The organism is Kribbella sp. NPDC048928 (assembly GCF_043197975.1).
Lineage (GTDB): Bacteria > Actinomycetota > Actinomycetes > Propionibacteriales > Kribbellaceae > Kribbella.
The window spans coordinates 263,291-280,916 of the sequence record NZ_JBICUC010000004.1 but is presented as its reverse complement, the minus strand read 5'-3'; the positions used below and the strand labels follow the sequence as shown (position 1 = coordinate 280,916).

The 17,626-nt window shown below is 69.5% G+C and carries 17 protein-coding genes; 15 read left to right on the top strand and 2 right to left on the bottom strand.

Going from position 1 to position 17,626, the window contains the following annotated elements; translation table 11 throughout:
• The first annotated feature begins 7 nt into the window (after positions 1-7).
• The 4 genes from ACGFI6_RS19200 to ACGFI6_RS19185 all read left to right on the top strand — a co-directional run bounded on the left by ACGFI6_RS19200 (position 8) and on the right by ACGFI6_RS19185 (position 5,875).
• Positions 8-1,033 (top strand): LacI family DNA-binding transcriptional regulator, encoded by a 1,026-nt coding sequence (locus tag ACGFI6_RS19200; protein WP_393120250.1) that lies wholly within the window; start codon positions 8-10, stop codon positions 1,031-1,033.
• Positions 1,034-1,037: 4 nt separating this feature from the next.
• The gene (locus tag ACGFI6_RS19195) at positions 1,038-1,388 is read left to right on the top strand and encodes a holo-ACP synthase (RefSeq protein WP_393120248.1); all 351 of its coding nucleotides are present in this window, start codon (positions 1,038-1,040) and stop codon (positions 1,386-1,388) included.
• Between the two features lie 30 nt (positions 1,389-1,418).
• Positions 1,419-2,810 (top strand): NAD(P)H-hydrate dehydratase, encoded by a 1,392-nt coding sequence (locus tag ACGFI6_RS19190; RefSeq protein ID WP_393120246.1) that lies wholly within the window; start codon positions 1,419-1,421, stop codon positions 2,808-2,810.
• 107 nt (positions 2,811-2,917) lie between these two features.
• The gene (locus ACGFI6_RS19185) at positions 2,918-5,875 is read left to right on the top strand and encodes a PIG-L family deacetylase (protein WP_393120244.1); all 2,958 of its coding nucleotides are present in this window, start codon (positions 2,918-2,920) and stop codon (positions 5,873-5,875) included.
• A gap of 30 nt (positions 5,876-5,905) precedes the next feature.
• On the opposite strand, the gene ACGFI6_RS19180 is transcribed toward ACGFI6_RS19185, so the two are convergent.
• On the bottom strand, positions 5,906-6,715 hold the full coding sequence (locus tag ACGFI6_RS19180; protein WP_393120242.1) for an META domain-containing protein: 810 nt from the start codon (positions 6,713-6,715) through the stop codon (positions 5,906-5,908).
• Between the two features lie 165 nt (positions 6,716-6,880).
• Here ACGFI6_RS19180 and ACGFI6_RS19175 point away from each other — a divergent pair, with 165 nt between their 5' ends.
• From ACGFI6_RS19175 to ACGFI6_RS19130, 10 genes are all read left to right on the top strand, one after another.
• A complete protein-coding gene (locus ACGFI6_RS19175; protein WP_393120240.1) occupies positions 6,881-8,110 on the top strand; it encodes a hypothetical protein in 1,230 nt (409 codons plus the stop codon).
• A gap of 63 nt (positions 8,111-8,173) precedes the next feature.
• Positions 8,174-8,815: an HAD family hydrolase gene (locus tag ACGFI6_RS19170; protein ID WP_393120238.1), complete on the top strand. Its 642-nt coding sequence runs from the start codon at positions 8,174-8,176 to the stop codon at positions 8,813-8,815.
• A gap of 15 nt (positions 8,816-8,830) precedes the next feature.
• Positions 8,831-10,003, top strand: a complete 1,173-nt coding sequence (alr, locus tag ACGFI6_RS19165; protein ID WP_393120236.1) for an alanine racemase — start codon at positions 8,831-8,833, stop codon at positions 10,001-10,003.
• A 6-nt stretch (positions 10,004-10,009) separates the two neighbouring features.
• The gene (locus ACGFI6_RS19160; RefSeq protein WP_393120234.1) at positions 10,010-11,128 is read left to right on the top strand and encodes an alpha/beta fold hydrolase; all 1,119 of its coding nucleotides are present in this window, start codon (positions 10,010-10,012) and stop codon (positions 11,126-11,128) included.
• Positions 11,125-12,051, top strand: a complete 927-nt coding sequence (gene tsaE / locus ACGFI6_RS19155; RefSeq protein ID WP_393120232.1) for a tRNA (adenosine(37)-N6)-threonylcarbamoyltransferase complex ATPase subunit type 1 TsaE — start codon at positions 11,125-11,127, stop codon at positions 12,049-12,051. Before ACGFI6_RS19160 ends, tsaE begins: the two co-directional genes overlap by 4 nt.
• 1 nt (position 12,052) lies before the next feature.
• On the top strand, positions 12,053-12,754 hold the full coding sequence (gene tsaB, locus ACGFI6_RS19150) for a tRNA (adenosine(37)-N6)-threonylcarbamoyltransferase complex dimerization subunit type 1 TsaB (protein ID WP_393120230.1): 702 nt from the start codon (positions 12,053-12,055) through the stop codon (positions 12,752-12,754).
• Positions 12,751-13,215 carry a GNAT family N-acetyltransferase gene (locus ACGFI6_RS19145; protein WP_393120228.1) on the top strand — a complete coding sequence of 155 codons (465 nt, stop codon included), beginning with the start codon at positions 12,751-12,753 and terminating at the stop codon, positions 13,213-13,215. Before tsaB ends, ACGFI6_RS19145 begins: the two co-directional genes overlap by 4 nt.
• Complete coding sequence (gene tsaD / locus ACGFI6_RS19140; RefSeq protein ID WP_393120226.1) at positions 13,197-14,249, top strand: tRNA (adenosine(37)-N6)-threonylcarbamoyltransferase complex transferase subunit TsaD; 1,053 nt, start codon at positions 13,197-13,199, stop codon at positions 14,247-14,249. The genes ACGFI6_RS19145 and tsaD overlap by 19 nt, the downstream gene beginning before the upstream one ends.
• Positions 14,246-14,692, top strand: a complete 447-nt coding sequence (locus ACGFI6_RS19135) for a GNAT family N-acetyltransferase (protein WP_393120224.1) — start codon at positions 14,246-14,248, stop codon at positions 14,690-14,692. The genes tsaD and ACGFI6_RS19135 overlap by 4 nt, the downstream gene beginning before the upstream one ends.
• Complete coding sequence (locus ACGFI6_RS19130; protein WP_393120222.1) at positions 14,689-15,504, top strand: dienelactone hydrolase family protein; 816 nt, start codon at positions 14,689-14,691, stop codon at positions 15,502-15,504. The genes ACGFI6_RS19135 and ACGFI6_RS19130 overlap by 4 nt, the downstream gene beginning before the upstream one ends.
• A 412-nt stretch (positions 15,505-15,916) precedes the next feature.
• Here ACGFI6_RS19130 and ACGFI6_RS19125 read toward each other — a convergent pair whose 3' ends face one another.
• Positions 15,917-17,071: a methyltransferase domain-containing protein gene (locus tag ACGFI6_RS19125; RefSeq protein ID WP_393120220.1), complete on the bottom strand. Its 1,155-nt coding sequence runs from the start codon at positions 17,069-17,071 to the stop codon at positions 15,917-15,919.
• 181 nt (positions 17,072-17,252) lie between these two features.
• On the opposite strand from ACGFI6_RS19125, the gene groES reads away from it, so the two are divergent.
• Positions 17,253-17,549: a co-chaperone GroES gene (groES, locus tag ACGFI6_RS19120; RefSeq protein WP_130384566.1), complete on the top strand. Its 297-nt coding sequence runs from the start codon at positions 17,253-17,255 to the stop codon at positions 17,547-17,549.
• Positions 17,550-17,626 lie beyond the last annotated feature (77 nt).

Below are 17,626 nucleotides of genomic sequence, written 5' to 3'. Positions count from 1 at the left end.
AGGTCTGGTGGCGGAGCGGCCGACGATTGCGAAAATTGCGGAGCAGGCGGGGGTCTCGGTGCCGACCGTGTCCAAGGTGCTGAACGGCCGGTCGGACGTGGCGGCGGCGACCCGGGCGCGGATCGAGAGCCTGATCCAGGAGCACGGGTACCGGCGGCGGAGTGCGAGTACGGCGGCCGGCCCGATGATCGACCTGGTGTTCAACCAGCTCGGCGGCGAGTGGGCGATGGAGCTGATCCGCGGCGTCGAGGAGGTCGCGCGCTCCGAGGGCGTCGAGTTGGTGCTGTCCGAGTGCGGCGGGACGCTGCGCCCGCGGCAGGAGTGGATCGAGTCGGTGCTCAACCGGCGCCCGCTCGGCGTGATCATGGTGTTCTCGGACCTGGACACCGACCAGCGGGCGCAGCTGGAGACGCGGCGGATCCCGTTCGTGGTGGTGGACCCGGTCGGGGACGTCGGCGACGACGTACCGTCCATCGGCTCCGCGAACTGGAACGGTGGCCGCCTGGCGACCACGCACCTGCGCACCCTCGGGCACGAGCGGATCGGCGCGATCGGCGGCCCGATCGACACGCTGTGCTCGCGGCAACGCGTGGACGGCTACACCGACGGCCTCCGGTCGACGGGCGTCGAGGTGGATCCGGCGCTGATCCGCTGGGGCGACTTCGAGGTCGACGGCGGGTACCGCGAGGCGCTCGCCCTGCTCCGCCTGCCCGACCCGCCCACCGCGATCTTCGCCGGCAGCGACATGCAGGCGCTCGGCGTCTACCAGGCCGCCCGCGAACTCGGCCTGGACATCCCGCGCGACCTGTCCGTCGTCGGGTACGACGACCTCCCGGTCGCCCAGTGGGTCACGCCGGCGCTCACCACCGTCCACCAGCCCCTGCACCAGATGGCCGAGCTCGCCGCCCGCGTCGTACTCGACCTCTCCCGCGGCAAAACCCCACCCGCCCTGCGCCTCGACCTGGCGGTCGACATGCGGTTGCGTCGCTCTACCGGGCCGCTCGGGTCGGCGGCGGGTGGGCGGTTAGGGTGAGGACATGATCGTCGGCGTGGGTATTGATGTGGTCGACGTGGATCGGTTCATGCGGACGCTGGAGCGGACGCCGGGGTTGCGGGACCGGGTGTTCACCGAGCTGGAAGCGGTGAAACCGCCAGCATCGCTCGCGGCGCGGTTCGCGGCCAAGGAGGCGCTGGCGAAGGCGCTCGGGGCGCCGGCCGGCATGCACTGGCACGACGCCGAGGTGCAGACCGACGAGACCGGGCGGCCGTGGCTCGAGGTCACCGGCACCGTCGCGGCGCAGGCGGCCAAGCTCGGCGTCCAGAGCCTGCACCTTTCCCTCAGCCACGACGCCGGCATCGCCTCGGCGGTCGTCGTACTCGAAGGCTGACCAACGCGCACTGCCGAAGGAGGTTTGCGGATGCGCTACGCGCACACTGTCGAACAGGTACGGTCCGCCGAGGCCGAGCTGATGGCGAAGCTCCCCGACGGCACCCTCATGCAGCGCGCGGCCTCCGGCCTGGCGGTTGCCATCAGCAACTTTCTCGGTGGTACGTACGGCGCTCGCATCGTGCTCCTGATCGGTTCCGGCGACAACGGCGGCGATGCCCTGTACGCCGGCGCGCTGCTGGCCCGGCGCGGCGCGCAGGTCACCGCCGTACTGCTGTCACCCAAGACCCACGCACCTGGACTCGCCGCTCTCCACGCAGCGGGTGGACGGACCGGATCGCCTGACGACATCCCGTCCGCGGACGTCGTGGTCGACGGGATCGTGGGCATCGGCGGCCGCCCCGGGCTCCGGCCCGACGCGCTCAAGGCGGTGCAGTTGGCGGAGCAGTACGGCGTACCGATCGTGGCCGTCGACACGCCGTCGGGCGTCGACGTCGACACCGGCGAGGCGCCCGAACCACACGTCCGCGCCGCGTTCACCGTCACGTTCGGCACCCATAAGATCTGCCACCTTGTCGACCCGGCAGCCACCGCGTGTGGTCCCGTCCACCTCGTCGACATCGGCCTGGACCTCCCGCCCGCCGCCGTGCAGTCGCTCCAGGCCTCCGACGTACGAGCGCTCTACCCGGTCCCGCACGGAGAGTCAGACAAGTACTCCCGCGGTGTGCTCGGCTTGATGGTCGGCTCCACCCAGTACCCGGGGGCGGCCGTGATCGCTACCGCCGGCGCGCTTGCCGGACCGGTCGGCATGGTTCGCTACGTCGGGCCGGATGCGGTGGCTGCCGCGGTCCGGGAGGCGCATCCGGAGGTGGTCGGGGACGGCCGCGTGCAGGCGTGGACGATCGGATCCGGCCTCGGTGACGAGCTCGACGTCGCCCGGGTCCGCGCGTTGCTCGACGCCGACGAGCCCGTCGTACTGGACGCCGACGGGTTGAAGGCGCTCGACGACTCCGGTGATCACGTCGACGTACTGGCTACTCCGCATGCCGGTGAGCTCGCCCGGCTGCTCGGCGTCGACCGGGCGACCGTCGAGGCCGAGCGGTTGAAGCACGCGCGCCTGGCGGCCGAGCGCTTCGACGTGACGGTCCTGCTCAAGGGCGCCACCACCGTGATCGCCCATCCGGACGGCGAGGTCCGGGTGAACTCGAACGCCACGCCGTGGCTCGCGACGGCCGGCGCAGGGGACGTACTGGCCGGCCTCTGCGGCACCCTCCTGGCTGCCGGCCTCTCGACGCTGGACGCAGCCGCCGTCGGCGCGTATCTCCACGCAGCCGCCGCCAACCTCGCCTCAAGCCACGGCCCAACCACCGCCACGGGCGTCGCCCACGCCCTCCCCGAGGCCACCCGCCTCCTCCTCAGCTGAACTGGCGTTTCGGGGGTTCGGCGCGCGGTTTGGTGTTGCGGGGTGGGGTGGGGCGGACGTAGGACTGGAGAGGTTGCTGGTGCCTCCGCCGCCTTTGGAGCGTGCTCGTGAAGCGTTTTGTGGGGTTCTTGGTCCTGGGTCTGCTCGCTGTCCTGCCGGCTCTGCCCGCGCAGGCACAGTCAGCGCAGTCGGCCCAATCGACCCATCGCTACGTCGCCGATCGGCAGACGAAGATCGACGTGATGGGGGAGTGGGCGCATCCCGACGACGACACGAGTTTCATCGGGCCGTGCGGGGTGTGGCATCAGCAGTACGGCGTGAAGTGTGGCGTGATCATGGTGACCCGCGGTGAGGGCGGCGGCAACGCGGCCGGCACCGAGCTCGGGCCCGACCTGGGGCTCCGCCGGGAGAACGAGGACCGGGTCGCGCACTACCGGTCCGGGACGGTCGACATCTTCAACCTGGACCGGATCGACTTCTTCTACAACCAGAGCGCGCCGCTGACGCAGTACTTCTGGGACGAGCAGGAGACGCTGCGCCGGGTCACGCGGGTGATCCGCGAGACCCAGCCGGAGGTCTACATCGGCTTCACGCCGACGCAGGCCGCGGGCCATGGGAACCACCAACAGGCCGGACGGCTGATCTGGGAAGGCGTGCTCGCGGCCGCCGATCCGAACATGTTCCCGGAGCAGCTCAAGGGCCCGCACGCGCTGAGCACCTGGCAGGTGAAGAAGGTCTTCTCCGGCGGCAGCACCGCGGGGACCGGCGGTACGACAACGGCCGCGAACTGCACCACCGGGTTCACCCCGAGCGGCGTCGACACGGTCGCGGGCGTCTGGACGGGGTACAACTCGCCGTACACCTGGCCGGCCGGCAACTCGCAAGGGCAGACCGCCGGTACGCCGAAGATCTGGCAGCAGGTGTCGGACGAGGGACGCGCGGCGTACCCGACGCAGAGTCGCGTGATGTACAAGGGCGTCTCGACGCCGGCCTGTCCGCGCTTCGGGATGACGGAATCGTTTGTGCCGTTCCAGCCGAACAGCAGCACCCAGGCGGGTCGGGACGACGCGATCCTGTTCGGTGCGACCAAGCCCGACCCGGGCGGGCTGCCGCTCGGGACCCTCGAGTACCTGACGTTCTCCCGCTTCTACAACGTCGCCGGCGAGCCGTTCCAGGCCACCCTGCACCTCCGCGGAAAGCTTGCCAAAGGCAACGTACAGCTGACGGTTCCGGCCGGTTGGACGACCGACGGGCCGAAGCCGGTGCGCGGCGGCTCGAGCGCAGATGTCACCTTCACCGTTACGCCGGCCGCCGATGCGACCGCCGGCCAGAACGCCAAGATCTCCGCGCTGTACTCGACGAAGCGCGCGACCGGCTACACGGAAAACGTTGTACGGATCGTTTCCGCGGCCGAGGGACGTTTCCAGCGATGGGGGAACTGGCAGGAGTACGACGAGTGGCTGCAGAACACCGCGCCGCAGGCGGACCGCCTTGGCCGCTCGCCGGCGATCCAGTCGATGGGCATCGGCCAGACGATCGACGTACCGGTCGTGGTGCACAACTGGTCGGCCGAGCAGCAGACCGGCGCCGTGTCGCTCGACCTCCCGAGCAATTTACGCGTCGACGCCGACAACAAGCCGTACGACGTGGCACCCGGCGCGGACGTCACGGTGACGTTCAAGCTGACCAATACCGACACGAGTCTGCCCGCGCAGCAGAACGTGGCGATCCCGATCAGAACCTCGTACGGGGACGGCACGACGGGATCGGAAACGCTCACGTTGACGCTCGTTCCGACGACGGTCATTCCGCAGGCGACGCCTGTCGTCGACGGGAAGGCGGAGGCCGGCGAGTACCCGGGGCTGACGCTCGACCTCGGGCGGATCTGGCAGGGTGCCTCGGGTTGCACCGGCGTGGACGACTGCGGCGTTTCGGCAACGGGAGAGGGCAGTACCGCGAAGGTCAGCTGGTCCGACGATGCGCTGTACTTCTTCGTCCACATCCGTGACGACTACCAGTCGTACGCCGTGACGCCGGCCGAATGTGTCGGGCACTGGCAGGCCGACTCGGTGGAGATCCTGCTCGACCCGCGCGGCACCGCGTCGCAGGACCTGAAGGACACCGCGAACACGTTCAAGCTCGGCATCTTCCCGTTCAGCCAGAGCGGCGGCCCGTGCTGGGAACGCGACGCGGACAACCACCAGGGCTACTCGAGCGGTTCGCTCGACACGGGCAACGCGCCCGGCGTCCAGGTCGCGTCGACCGCGCAGTGGGTCGGCAGCAACGAGACCACCGTGCCGCACGCCTACGCCAACGGCGGGTACGACCTCGAGGTGAAGATCCCGCTCGCCGATCTCCCGGCCGCCGTCGACCCGTCGCGGCTCGGGCTGAACATCACGCCGTACGACAACGACGACACGTCAGCGCCCGGTACGACGACGCTGCGGCACATCGACATGAGTACGCGACTCGGCTGGTCGGCGCTCGGGTCCGTGCAGTCCGACCCGTACCGTTGGGGGCTCGCCACCCTCCCCGGGTACACACCGCCCGCGGACCGTCCGACCACCCCGGCGCCGCCTGACGTCTCGAACCCGAACCTCAACGGTGCTCTCTCGCCTCAAACGATTGCGCAGTCGGTCCGCAACGGCGTACCGATCTCCGGCAGGGTCCCGACCGACGACCTGAAGATCCGGTCCGCCGCCCTGCGCGGCAATGCCGTCCAACTGGTCACCTCGTCGAAGGGGACCGGCACCGCCCGCGCGTTCCTGACCTCGGGCGAAATCGGGGCCATCCCGGTGTGGACGACGTCGTGTACGTCGGACCCGGCCCCGGACTACGGGTTCACGCCGTGCGCGATCACCGACGGGGCCACGCCACCGTGGTCACCGGACATGAGCGGCCATCTCGTGAAGCAGGCCAGCCAGAAGGTGACGCGCGGTGTCCAGCACTGGACGATCCCGCTGACCGCCGCCCAGCGCCTCCAGCTGAAAGATCACGGCCACCTGCTGGTGTCCTACGAGACGACGAAGAACGAGGTCCAGGCCTTCGACATCCGCATCGCGTAGCCGGCCGCCTCGCGGACCTGTTCGCTCGGGTCAGCGTGTCGCGGTGAAGTCCAGTCCGCCGTTCGCGTTGCGCAGGGACAGCGTCGAGCCGTCGATCCGGTAGGCCAGGTCGCCCTTCAAGGCCTTCAGAACAAGGGATTCCACCTTGGCGGCGTCGCCGCTGCAGGCCCGGCGGGTGGTGGCCAGCTCGCCGAAGGTGAGTTGGCCCGTGGACCGTGCGACCGTGCCTTGGAACTCGTTGCAACCGGTCGACCCGGTGACGCGTTCGCCGTTCAGCGTCAGCCAGACCTTCGCGAAGCCGGCCTGGTTCGACGCGGTCGTACCGGTGACGGAGGTGGTCAGCTTCCACTTGGTGGCGTCGAGGGCCGGCTTCGGGGTGACGGCTTCCTTGTCGATCAGCGAGATCGTCGTGGTGCTCGTGGTGAGTACCAGCTTGCTGCCGTCCAGCTTCCAGATCGGTTTCTTGGTCAGGACGCCGCCCATCCAGCCGTCCTGCTCCTGCCGGCCGCCGCCGCATCCCATCAGCGTCGAGGTGATCTCGGTGCCCAGGCTGAGGTGCTGGTCGGCGGTCGACACGCTTGTCTCCGACGAGTTGCAGCCGGCGTTCCAGGAGATCCGGCCGTTGGTGGTGAACTGCACCCGCGCCTGCGTGCCCGGCAGCAGCGGCCGCGGTTTGCCGTTCTCGACGATCGAGGTGGACACGAACGTCCGCCCGGCCAGCGCCGCACCGGAGTCCGAGCCGGTACCAGAGCCAGAACCTGAGTCGGAGCCGGCGCCCGCCCCGGCCTCGTTACCGCAGGCACACAGGGCGAGCAGACCGGTCCCGATCAGAGCAAGCATCCGTTTGTTCACAGCAGAAGGACGCTGACAGTAGCCTCGGCGTTGCAGGTGAAGGCTGTGTTAATTCACGATCCGGGGTTGACATCTCATGGTCACGGTTCGATAACGTCAACAGCCGTACGCAATCTTCCTGGGGGATCGCCGAAGCAAACAGGAAGGTTTCGCATGCCCTCGCTCCGAATCCCTCGGACCCGCATCCTCGTACCCGCCGTGCTGCTCGCGGCCGGCGCGGTCGTCGTCGCACCGATGGTCGTGAACGCGAACAAGCAGACCCCGGTCGCAACCGCGAACGCCGCCGACACCACCACGGCCGCCCTCCCGAACGTCGGCCGCGTCGAGACCTGCGTGCTCGACAGGTACTCCGGCTGCACGGTGCTGCACGGCTTCGGCCGGAAGCCGGTCGCGATCACCGCAACGGCGTCCGGTCCCGCACTGCTGTCGATCGAGACTCGGCGGACGACGGACAAGAGCTACCGTTTGCGCGCGCTCCGGTACGACGGCAAGCCGTACCGGGCCGGGACCAAGCTCACCTACACCGTGCACTACGACTTCGCCGCCGTTGCAGGTCAGCCGACGGCACCGGCCCCGACCGCGTCGACCCCGCCGACCAAGCCGCCGGCGACCAGCACCCCGACAACGAAGCCGACAGCCACGACGACGCCCACGACCACACACAGCACGACGACGCCGACCAAGCCGCCGGCGTCCACCCCGACCTCGACGAGCAGTACGCCGACCTCGACGACCAGTCCGAGCGCGACCTGCACGAATCCGTCGTTCGTCACCACGTCCACCAACAACCAGGGCGACGGCCGGACGTTCGGTGCGTACTACGTGCACAACAACATGTGGAACAACGACAACGGTACGTACACGTTGAGCGCCTGCAACTACGACAACTGGTACCTCGACGTGACGCAGCCGCTGCCGGGTGATCGCGGCGTGCAGGCGTACCCGAACGTGCACAAGGACTACAACGACGTGCCGCTGTCGAAGATCAAGTCGGCCAAGTTCGCCGCGACCACGCCCGCGAACTGCAGCGGGTGCATCTACAACGTCGCGTTCGATGCCTGGATCGGGGACGGGCTGAACAACGAGCTGATGATCTGGACCGACAACAAGTCGCAGGTCCCGGCCGGTAAGAAGGTCGGCACGGTCACGTTCGGTGGCTTCACGTACGACGTGTGGCATCAGGACGGCTACACGGCGTACGTCTCGCAGGTGACGCAGAAGTCCGGGACGATGCCGCTGGCCAGCTTCTTCACCGACATGACGAACCGTGGCTGGGCGCCGAAGGCCACCACCTGGCAGGTCGACTACGGCGTCGAGGTCGTGTCCACCGGCAACACCAAGCAGCGCTTCAGCTTCAACGACTTCTCCCTCCAGGAGAACTGACCCCACCAGCTCTCCTGCCTTGGCGGCCGTCGCGGCGATGCGACGGCCGCTTAGGGTTCACCTGTGACCGAACTGGTGATCTTCGACAACGATGGTGTGCTGGTGGATTCCGAACGGCTGGCGAACGGGATTCTGGCGGAGCTGCTGACCGAGGCCGGGCTGCCGTACACGTTCGACGAGGCGGTACGGGACTTCATGGGCGGGTCGATGGCGTCGATGCGGCTGAAGGCCGAGGCCCAGCTCGGGCGGCCGTTGCCCGCCGATCTCGAGGACCGGTACCACCAGCGGCTGTTCGACGGGTTCGCGCACCTGCAGGCGATCGACGGCGTCGAGGCGGTCCTCGACCACCTGGACGCGCGCGGCGTCACGTACTGCCTGGCCTCGTCGGGCACCCATCGCAGGATCCGGACGGCGCTGACCGCGGTCGGCTTCCTCGACCGGTTCGAGGGCCGGATCTTCAGCGCGGAGGACGTCGAGCACGGCAAGCCCGCGCCGGACCTCTTCCTGCACGCGGCGGCGTCGATGGACACGAAGCCGGCCGACTGCCTGGTGATCGAGGACAGTCCGCTCGGCGTTGCCGCCGCGGTCGCGGCCGGAATGAAGGTCTTCGGGTACGCCGGCATGACCGACCCCGCGAAACTTGTCGATGCGGACACGGTTTTCCACAACATGACCGCCCTGCCTGGCCTCATCGACGCAGCCTGAGAGACTGGTCGGACCATGTCTACCAATCAGTCACACCCGGTCCGCGCTGAGGCGGTTGTCGATCTGGCGGCGATCCGTCACAACGTGACCACCCTGCGTGGTTGCGCGCCGGGTGCTCAACTGATGGCCGTGGTCAAGGCTGACGGGTACGGGCACGGGATGGTGCCGGTCGCCCGCGCAGCGCGTGAGGCCGGGGCCGACTGGATCGGTGCCGCGGTGCTCGAGGAGGCCCTCGGGCTGCGCGCCGCCGGCGACACCGGGCCGATCTTCTGCTGGCTGACCACGCCGGGCGAGCCGCTGGCCGACGCGGTCGAGGCCGGCATCGACCTGTCCGCGAGCGCGCCCTGGGAGATCGACGAGCTGGCGGCCGCGGTGCAGGACCGGCCCGCGCGCGTACACCTCAAGATCGACACGGGGATGTCGCGCGGTGGCGCCGTACCCGAGGAGTGGCCGGCCCTGATCCGCGCCGCGCTCCGCGAGCAGGCGACCGGGCGGATCGAGATCAAGGGCATCTGGTCGCACCTCGCGTCCTCGGACGAGCCGAAGAGTGCGGTCAACGAGACCCAGCTGGCCACGTTCACCGAGGCGATCGAGGTCGCGGAGTCGTTCGGGATCGACGCCGAGTTCAAGCACCTGGCGAATTCGGGCGCCACGCTCGCGCTGCCCGGCACGCATTTCAACCTGGTACGGCCCGGTGTCGCGACGTACGGGCTCTCGCCGTTCGGGCACGCGCTGCCCTCGTCGGAGCTCGGCCTGGTGCCGGCGATGACGCTGAAGGCGCGGCTCGCGATGGTCAAGCGGGTGCCGGCCGGCGCAGGCGTCTCGTACGGGCTGACATGGACCGCCCCGCGGCCGTCGACGCTCGGGCTGATCCCGCTCGGGTACGGCGACGGTCTGCCGCGGCACGCCTCGAACGGCGGGCCGGTGCTCGCGGGTGGTCAGCGCCGCACGATCGTCGGCCGGATCTGCATGGACCAATGCGTCGTCGACCTCCGCGACGACGAGGCTGCCGCGGGTGACGAGGTCGTGTTGTTCGGTCCTGGTACGTCGGGCGAGCCGACCGCGGACGACTGGGCCGACGCCGCCGGCACCATCAACTACGAGATCGTGACGCGCCTGGGCGCACGCATCCCCCGCAGGTACGTCGACAGTGCACAGGACCGTCCCACCGCCCCAGTCGAAAGGTAGATCAGCATGTCCAAAGCAGGGCGGACTGCTGGTCTGATCGGGGCCGCGGTCGGAGTGCTGGCCGCGGGTGCCGCCGCCGGTGTCGCGGTCGAGCGCCAGGTGATCGGCCGGCGGTCGGGTCAGCGCAAGCAGCTGGAGGCCGAGCCGTTCGGCTCCCAGCGTGGGACGCCGCACATCTTCACCGCCGACGACGGTGTCGAGCTGTACGTCGAGGTGGACGAGCTGAAGCGTTCGCGCCGGCCAGCACCGCCGCCGAAGCGCAGACTTGGCCGCAAGCTTCCCGTACCACCCGAGGACCTGACCGTGATCTTCGCGCACGGCTACGGGCTGAACCTCGACCTCTGGCACTTCGAGCGCCGCGATCTCGCCGGCATCGGCACGATGGTGTTCTACGACCACCGCTCACACGGACGGTCCGGCCGGTCGCCGAAGGCGGGCGTCAGCATCGACCAGCTCGGCAAGGACCTGTACGGGATCGTGGAGAAGTTCGCCCCGACCGGCCCGGTGATCCTGATCGGGCACTCGATGGGCGGCATGACGATCATGGCGCTCGCCGACCAGCACCCGGAGCTGTTCGGCGACCGGGTGATCGGCGTCGGCCTCTGCTCGACCAGCGCGGGCAGGCTCGACCAGGTGCCGATCGTGTTCCCGGGCAAGGCCGGCATGCTGGCCCGTACGCTCGCGAACCCGACCGTGGCCGCACTGGCCCGGATCCCGGAGATCGTCGAGCGCAGCCGGAAGGCCGGCTCGGACCTGATCTACCTGCTGACCCGCAAGTACGCGTTCGGCTCCGAGGTGCCGCCGGCGTTCACCGAGTTCGCGAACGAGATGATCGCGGCGACGCCGATCGAGGTGATCGCGGACTTCTACCCGATCTTCGCGCTGCACGACAAGCACGAGTCCCTGGAGCCGCTGCAGAAGGTCGAGTGCGTGGTGATCGGCGGCGACAAGGACCAGCTGACGCCGTTCAGCCACGCCGAGGAGATCGTCCGCCGGGTGCCCGGCGCCGAGCTCGTCGAGGTCAAGAACTGCGGCCACCTGGGCCTGATCGAGCACCACCGTGAGTTCACCGCCGCCCTCCTTGGGATGATCGAGCGAGCCGAACAATCGTTAGGGCCCCAATGACCGATCTGCACGTCGTCGATGCCACGCAGGAGCACGTCGACGACATTGTGTCCGTGATTCATCACGCGTTCTCCGCGCGCCGGGTGCTGGACCCGCCCTCGACGCAACTGTCCGAGAACGCGACCACCGTGGCCGCAGCGATCGCCGAGCACGGCGGGCTGCTGGTGCTCAGCGACGGGGTTCCGCTTGGGGCGATGCTGTTCGAGCAGACCGGCGACATCCTCAACCTGCGCCGCGTCTCGGTCGACCCGCGGTACCAGACGCGTGGTGTCGCCTCGGCGATGGTGGGGTGCGCGGAGCAGGTCGCCGTACGGCGCGGACTCGGCCGGGTGAACCTGATCGCGCGCGTCGAACTGCCCGACACCGTGGAGTTCTGGCGGCGCCGCGGGTACTCCGTCGTCGACCGGCAGGCGCACAACCTGATCTACGCGAAGGCGATGCCGGTCGAGCTGACCGTACCGACCGCCGACGACATGCAGGCGATCGGCGAGGAGCTGGCCGGCCAGCTGCGAGCGGGCGACGTGCTCGTACTGTCCGGCGATCTCGGCGCCGGGAAGACGACGTTCACGCAAGGCCTCGGCGTCGGGCTGAAGGTGCGCGGCGCGATCACCTCGCCGACGTTCGTGATCTCCCGGGTGCATCCGTCGCTTGCTGACGGTCCGGCGCTCGTGCACGTCGACGCCTATCGGGTCGGTGGGTTCGCGGAGCTGGACGACCTCGACCTGGACGCGAGCCTGGAGGACGCGGTCACCGTGGTCGAGTGGGGTCACGGCCTCGCCGAGGCGCTCGCGCCGGATCGGCTCGACATCGTCGTGACGCGAGGCGACGACGACTCCGACGAGACGCGGTCGCTGCGGATCACACCGATCGGCCCGCGCTGGGCGGCGTCCGGTGTCCGCATCTCTGTACGAGAGAAGAACTGACATGCTGCTTGCCTTCGACACCTCGAGTGCTGCGGTGACCGTTGCGCTGGCGACGCCGGACGGGGAGATCGTCGCTTCGTCGACGACTGTGGATGCGCTGCGGCACGGCGAGTTGCTGGCGCCGGCGATCGCGGCCGCACTGAAGACCGCCGGTGTCACGCCGCGGGAGCTGACCGGGATTGCGGTTGGAGTCGGTCCTGGACCATTCACCGGACTCCGGGTCGGTCTGGTGACCGCACGCACGATGGGTGAGGTGCTCGGGATCGAGGTCGCGGGGGTGTGCAGCCTGGATGTCCTTGCGCGGCAGTCGACGCTGACGCTGCCGGTCGCGGTCGCCACGGACGCGCGCCGCAAGGAGATCTACTGGGCGCTGTACGACGGCCCCGCCGCAGATGGCAGCCGTCGCCGCCTGGAGGGACCAGCCGTCGACAAGCCCGCCGAGGTCGCCCACGTCCTGTCAGGCCTGCCCGTCATCGGTCGTGGTGCAGTCCTGTACGCCGACGTACTCGGCCCCCAGCCGACCACCGCAGCAGCCGCCACCACCAGCGCGGCTGGTGGGGTTGCTGGTGTTGTTGAGTATCCGTCTGCTGAGGTGCTTGCTACGGGTGTGGCGAGCGGGACGTTGGTGGTTGTCGAGCCGGAGCCGTTGTATCTGCGCCGCCCGGACGTGACCATGTCCGGCGGCCCGAAGAGCGTCCTGTGAGACCCACCATCCGGCCCGCCCGCGCGGCCGATGCGACCGAGTTGGTCGGGTTGGACGAGCTGTGCTTCGGCGCGACCGCCTGGAGCGCCGACGCGTGGGCGGACGAGTTCGACCGGCTGTCCGAGGACCGGGTGGTACTGGTAGCGGACCAGGGCGCGATCGCCGGGTACGTCGTACTGCTCTTGCCGCCCGTGGTCGAGGACGTCGTCGAGGTGCTTCGGATCGCGGTGGCGCCGGACGCGCGGCGTACAGGCATCGGTGGGCAGCTGATGACCACCGTCCTGGAACGTTGCGCCGGCCGGACCGTCCTACTAGAAGTTGCTGCAGGCAACGAGTCGGCGCGAGGGTTGTACGCAGGGTTCGGGTTCGCGGAGATCAGCCGGCGGCGCGGGTACTACGGCGGTGGCGAGGATGCGGTGATCATGCGGTGGCAGGAGGAAGCATGGAACAAGAGCCTCTGATCCTGGGGATCGAGACGTCGTGTGACGAGACCGGCGTCGGGATCGTACGCGGGCAGACGCTGCTCGCCGACGCGGTCGCGTCGAGCGTCGAGGAGCACGCCCGGTTCGGCGGTGTGGTGCCCGAGGTGGCCAGTCGTGCGCATCTCGAGGCGATGGTGCCGACGATCCGCCGCGCCTGCGAGACCGCCGGTATCCGGCCGACCGACGTGGACGCCGTGGCGGTGACCAGCGGTCCCGGTCTGGCCGGTGCGCTGCTCGTCGGCGTCGCCGCGGCCAAGGGCCTCGCGCTGTCGCTGGACAAGCCGCTTTACGGTGTGAACCACCTCGCGGCGCACGTCGCGGTGGACACCCTGGAGCACGGCGACCTGCCGAAGGGCTGCGTCGCGATGCTGGTCTCCGGCGGGCACTCCTCGCTGTTGTCGGTCGAGGACATCACCGATGGTGTCGTACCGATGGGCAGCACCATCGACGACGCCGCCGGCGAGGCGTTCGACAAGGTCGCGCGGGTGCTCGGGCTGCCGTTCCCGGGTGGTCCGTGGATCGACAAGGCGGCGCAGGACGGCGGGGACCGGCTGTACGTGAAGTTCCCGCGCGGCCTGACGTCGCAGCGGGACCTCGAACGGCACCGGTTCGACTTCTCGTTCTCCGGGTTGAAGACCGCGGTCGCGCGCTGGGTCGAGGCGAAGCGGCGCGACGGCGAGGACGTACCGGTGAATCACGTCGCCGCGGCCTTCCAGGAGGCGGTCTGCGACGTACTCACCCGGAAGGCGATCGACGCCTGCAAGGACCGCGGGTTCGAGCACCTGCTGATCGGCGGTGGCGTCGCGGCGAACTCGCGGCTGCGCGCGATGGCCGAGGAGCGCGCCGCCGCGGCCGGCATCGCGGTCCGGGTCCCGCGGCCCGGCCTGTGCACGGACAACGGCGCGATGGTCGCCGCCCTCGGATCGGAGCTCGTCCGCGCGGGCCGTACCCCGTCGCCGCTGGACCTGCCCGCAGACTCCTCGATGCCCATCACGGAGGTACTCAACAAATGAAGTGGACCGGCCCGGACGGCTTCGAGGCGGACGACAATCCCGAGCGCGTCGACATCGACGTGGTGCAAGGCTTTCTGAGTACGTCGTACTGGGCGACCGGCATCCCGCGGGACGTGGTCGAACGCTCGATCGCCGGCTCCCTGAACCTCGGCGTGTACGCCCCCGACGGAGCACTGGTCGCATACGCGCGGATGGTGACGGACTACGCCACCTTCGCCTGGCTCGCCGACGTCTTCGTCCTGGAGACGCACCGCGGTCACGGTCTGGGGCGGTTCGTTGTGTCGACGCTGCTCGAGCATCCGGATCTGAAGGGTTTGCGGCAGGTCCTGCTGGCGACCGCCGACGCGCACGAGCTCTACCGTTCGTACGGGTTCACGGAGACGGCGCCGGGCCGGATGATGGCGATCCGTCAGGAGCCGGCCGAGCTGTACTCGCAACCATGAGCTGTCCGGGTGTCGATCTTGTTCGGCATCCTGTTGGTGCGACGGATCTGGTGTTGCTCGCGCATGGTGGTGAGGAGTACTCGCGGGCCGATCCGCATCGGTGGCGGCCGGCGTTGTTGCGGATGTGGCCGTTCGCGCGGATGGCCGCGTCGGCCGCACCGGATGCCGCGGTCGGGTTCGTGCGGTATCGCTTCCGTGGGTGGAACGACGACGGCGATCCGGCTCTCGACCTTCGGGCCGTCCTGGACGAACTGCCGTCGGTGATCGTGCGGGTGTTCCTGATCGGGCACTCGATGGGTGGCCGCGCTGTCGTTGCCGCTGGCAATCATCCTCGGGTCGCGGGGGTGCTCGCGCTGGCTCCGTGGCTGCCGGTCGACGAACCGCTCAGCGCGCTTCGCCCGCCCGTCACGTTCGTGCACGGCACCGACGACACGATCACCGATCCGGCCGGTACGACCGCGTACGCCGACCGGCTGCGCGACGCCGGGGTGGCGGTGACGACGTACTCGCTCGCCGGTGAAGGTCACGCAATGCTGCGCCGCGCCAAGGACTGGAACCGGCTGGTCGCCGAGTTCGTCACGTCCGCCCGCGCCGGATCAGCCGCCCGCGCCGAATCAACTGCCGGCGCCGGATCAGCTGCCGGCGGTGGCACCGAGCACCTGCCACAGCTCGAGCCTGCGACGCCACTGGCCGCGGTGTGGGACATCGCGGCCACGCGCTTTCGACTGCGGGTGAAAGCACGCTTCCAGCTGTCTGGCAGCAGCACGAAGAGCAAAGGCCTGGGGTTGCTGCGCCGCTCTCACCCCAGGTAAACGGTCAGCGGCCAACCGGTTCCACCCACAGCCTGGCGGACGCAGATGAACGCAGGATGGCTGCTTAGTGGCGGGCCTCCGGGGAGTGCAGCAACGGGCGCAGCACCTCGCTCGTCGGCAAGTCCCCGGAGACCCGCTCGCAGATCGATCATATGTTCGAATGCAGGTCAAGCGCAACTCAGCTCAGCCGACCCGCAACCACACCCCCCGCCGCACCACATGCCCCGCCGCACCGCGCCGCACCGCCGTGCCGCGCCGCAGTGCCGCGCCGCGCCCTGCCGGGCCCCGTTTGGGGGGTCACCTCGCATCTGGTCCGTTCCTCGCCTGCCTGCGATGTGGGAAGGGGCAACTTGGCAGGTGGACCTCTCAAACGCCAAGGGGATGGTGGGGGTGGAGGGGGTGGGGTGACCGGTTAGGGGGTAGTTCGTCTGCGGCAGGAGTAGGCGACTGCGTCGCGGCCGATCCTGGTGATGATCAGCGTCGCCGCCGCGGAGCCTTTCGGGGCGAGCTTCCTGCGGAGCTGGGCGGGGTCGAGGTCGACACCGCGCTTCTTGATCTCGAGCGTCCCGATGCCTTGGGTACGGACCCAGGCGCGGAGCGCTTTCTCCTTGTACGGAAGCTCTTCCAGCACCTCGTACGCCGACGCGAGTCGAGTCGGGACGTACTCGGCGGCGCTCACGTAGGCAATGCGCGGATCCAGCAGCCAACCGTCAACCTCGGCGGCGACCGCAGTCACCAGACCAGCCCGTACGACGGCACCATCTGGCTCGTAGATGTAGCGGCCGACCGGGCCGGTCACGGCCTCCGGTGCATCAGCGACGGTCGCTCCGCCCGGCAGCAGGGTCGCGCGGCGGGGTGTGCCGTCGTACAGCTCGCCGGACCAGAGTGCGGCCTCCTTCACCTCGCCGGCGTCGCTGATCCACTCCGCCCCCACGCCGGCCGGGATCGCGTCGTGCGGGATCCCGGGCGCCACCTTCACGCAGGCGGTCCGTTGCAGCAGAGACGTGACGAAGGACCATGGCGGCGAGTACGCGTTGTGGTCGAACACGCGCCGTCCGTCAGCTCGTCGCGCCGGGTCGGCGAACACCATCTCGTACGGCGTCAGGTCCGTCGTCTCAGCATCGCCCACCACGACCTCGCCGGGCAGCCCGAACGCAGCCAGGTTGGCGCGGGCGACGGCCGCGGTCTCGGGATCCCGCTCCACGCCGGTCACCTGGATTCCGGCCCGGGCCATCACGATCAGGTCGCCGCCGATGCCGCATCCAAGATCGACCATCGTGCCGATCCGGGTCGCTGCCACCCGTATGGCGCGGTGCGTACTGACCGTGGTCCGGGTCGCCTGCTCGAGGCCGTCGGGCGTGAAGTACATCCGCGCCGCGTCCGCACCGAACTTGGCGACGGCGCGGTGCCGCAGGGCCGCCTGGGTGACCGCGGCAGTGACCAGCGGTGCGTCGTACCGCCGCCTGAGCTGCTCGACCAGCTTGAGCTCCGCACCGGCCCGAAACCCCTCACAAGCAGCTGCCAGCACCTCGGCGCCCGATCCGTCGAGCAGCGCTGTGACACTCACCCGGGCAACTTTAGATGGACCAGGTTTGGCACTCGAGTTGACCGAGTGCTAATCGCGGCCTAGATTCGGTGTTGGCACTCTCTGTGTGAGGGTGCCAGCGGTCCGGCCTCTGACCCCCGCGACGGCAGGGGAGCGCGACCACATGCCACAGACAAGCGAATTCGACCGTGGAGGTCAGCAAGTGTCGGTCACGATCAAGCCGCTCGAGGACCGCGTCCTCGTCGCGCCGCTCGAAGCCGAGCAGACCACGAAGTCCGGCCTGGTGATCCCGGACACCGCCAAGGAGAAGCCGCAGGAGGGCGAGATCCTCGCCGTCGGCCCGGGCCGGATCGACGACAACGGCAACCGCGTCCCCCTGGACGTCGCCGTCGGCGACAAGGTCATCTACTCCAAGTACGGCGGCACCGAGGTCAAGTACGACGGTCAGGACTACCTGATCCTGGGCGCCCGCGACATCCTCGCAGTCGTCAGCAAGTGACGAACCCCCGCTGTTCCTGACTGACACCGCCTCGGTTGCCGTAGCCCGGCGCCGGGGCGGAGTCGGTCTGGAGCAGC

Excerpts from the sequence above, each read along its gene's own strand:
- tsaD (WP_393120226.1), top strand. The coding sequence starts at position 13,197 with ATGGAACAAGAGCCTCTGATCCTGGGGATCGAGACGTCGTGTGACGAG.
- ACGFI6_RS19160 (WP_393120234.1), top strand. The coding sequence starts at position 10,010 with ATGTCCAAAGCAGGGCGGACTGCTGGTCTGATCGGGGCCGCGGTCGGA.
- ACGFI6_RS19175 (WP_393120240.1), top strand. The coding sequence starts at position 6,881 with ATGCCCTCGCTCCGAATCCCTCGGACCCGCATCCTCGTACCCGCCGTG.
- tsaB (WP_393120230.1), top strand. The coding sequence starts at position 12,053 with ATGCTGCTTGCCTTCGACACCTCGAGTGCTGCGGTGACCGTTGCGCTG.
- ACGFI6_RS19190 (WP_393120246.1), top strand. The coding sequence starts at position 1,419 with ATGCGCTACGCGCACACTGTCGAACAGGTACGGTCCGCCGAGGCCGAG.
- alr (WP_393120236.1), top strand. The coding sequence starts at position 8,831 with ATGTCTACCAATCAGTCACACCCGGTCCGCGCTGAGGCGGTTGTCGAT.
- tsaE (WP_393120232.1), top strand. The coding sequence starts at position 11,125 with ATGACCGATCTGCACGTCGTCGATGCCACGCAGGAGCACGTCGACGAC.
- ACGFI6_RS19135 (WP_393120224.1), top strand. The coding sequence starts at position 14,246 with ATGAAGTGGACCGGCCCGGACGGCTTCGAGGCGGACGACAATCCCGAG.
- ACGFI6_RS19180 (WP_393120242.1), bottom strand. The coding sequence starts at position 6,715 with ATGCTTGCTCTGATCGGGACCGGTCTGCTCGCCCTGTGTGCCTGCGGT.
- ACGFI6_RS19195 (WP_393120248.1), top strand. The coding sequence starts at position 1,038 with ATGATCGTCGGCGTGGGTATTGATGTGGTCGACGTGGATCGGTTCATG.
- ACGFI6_RS19130 (WP_393120222.1), top strand. The coding sequence starts at position 14,689 with ATGAGCTGTCCGGGTGTCGATCTTGTTCGGCATCCTGTTGGTGCGACG.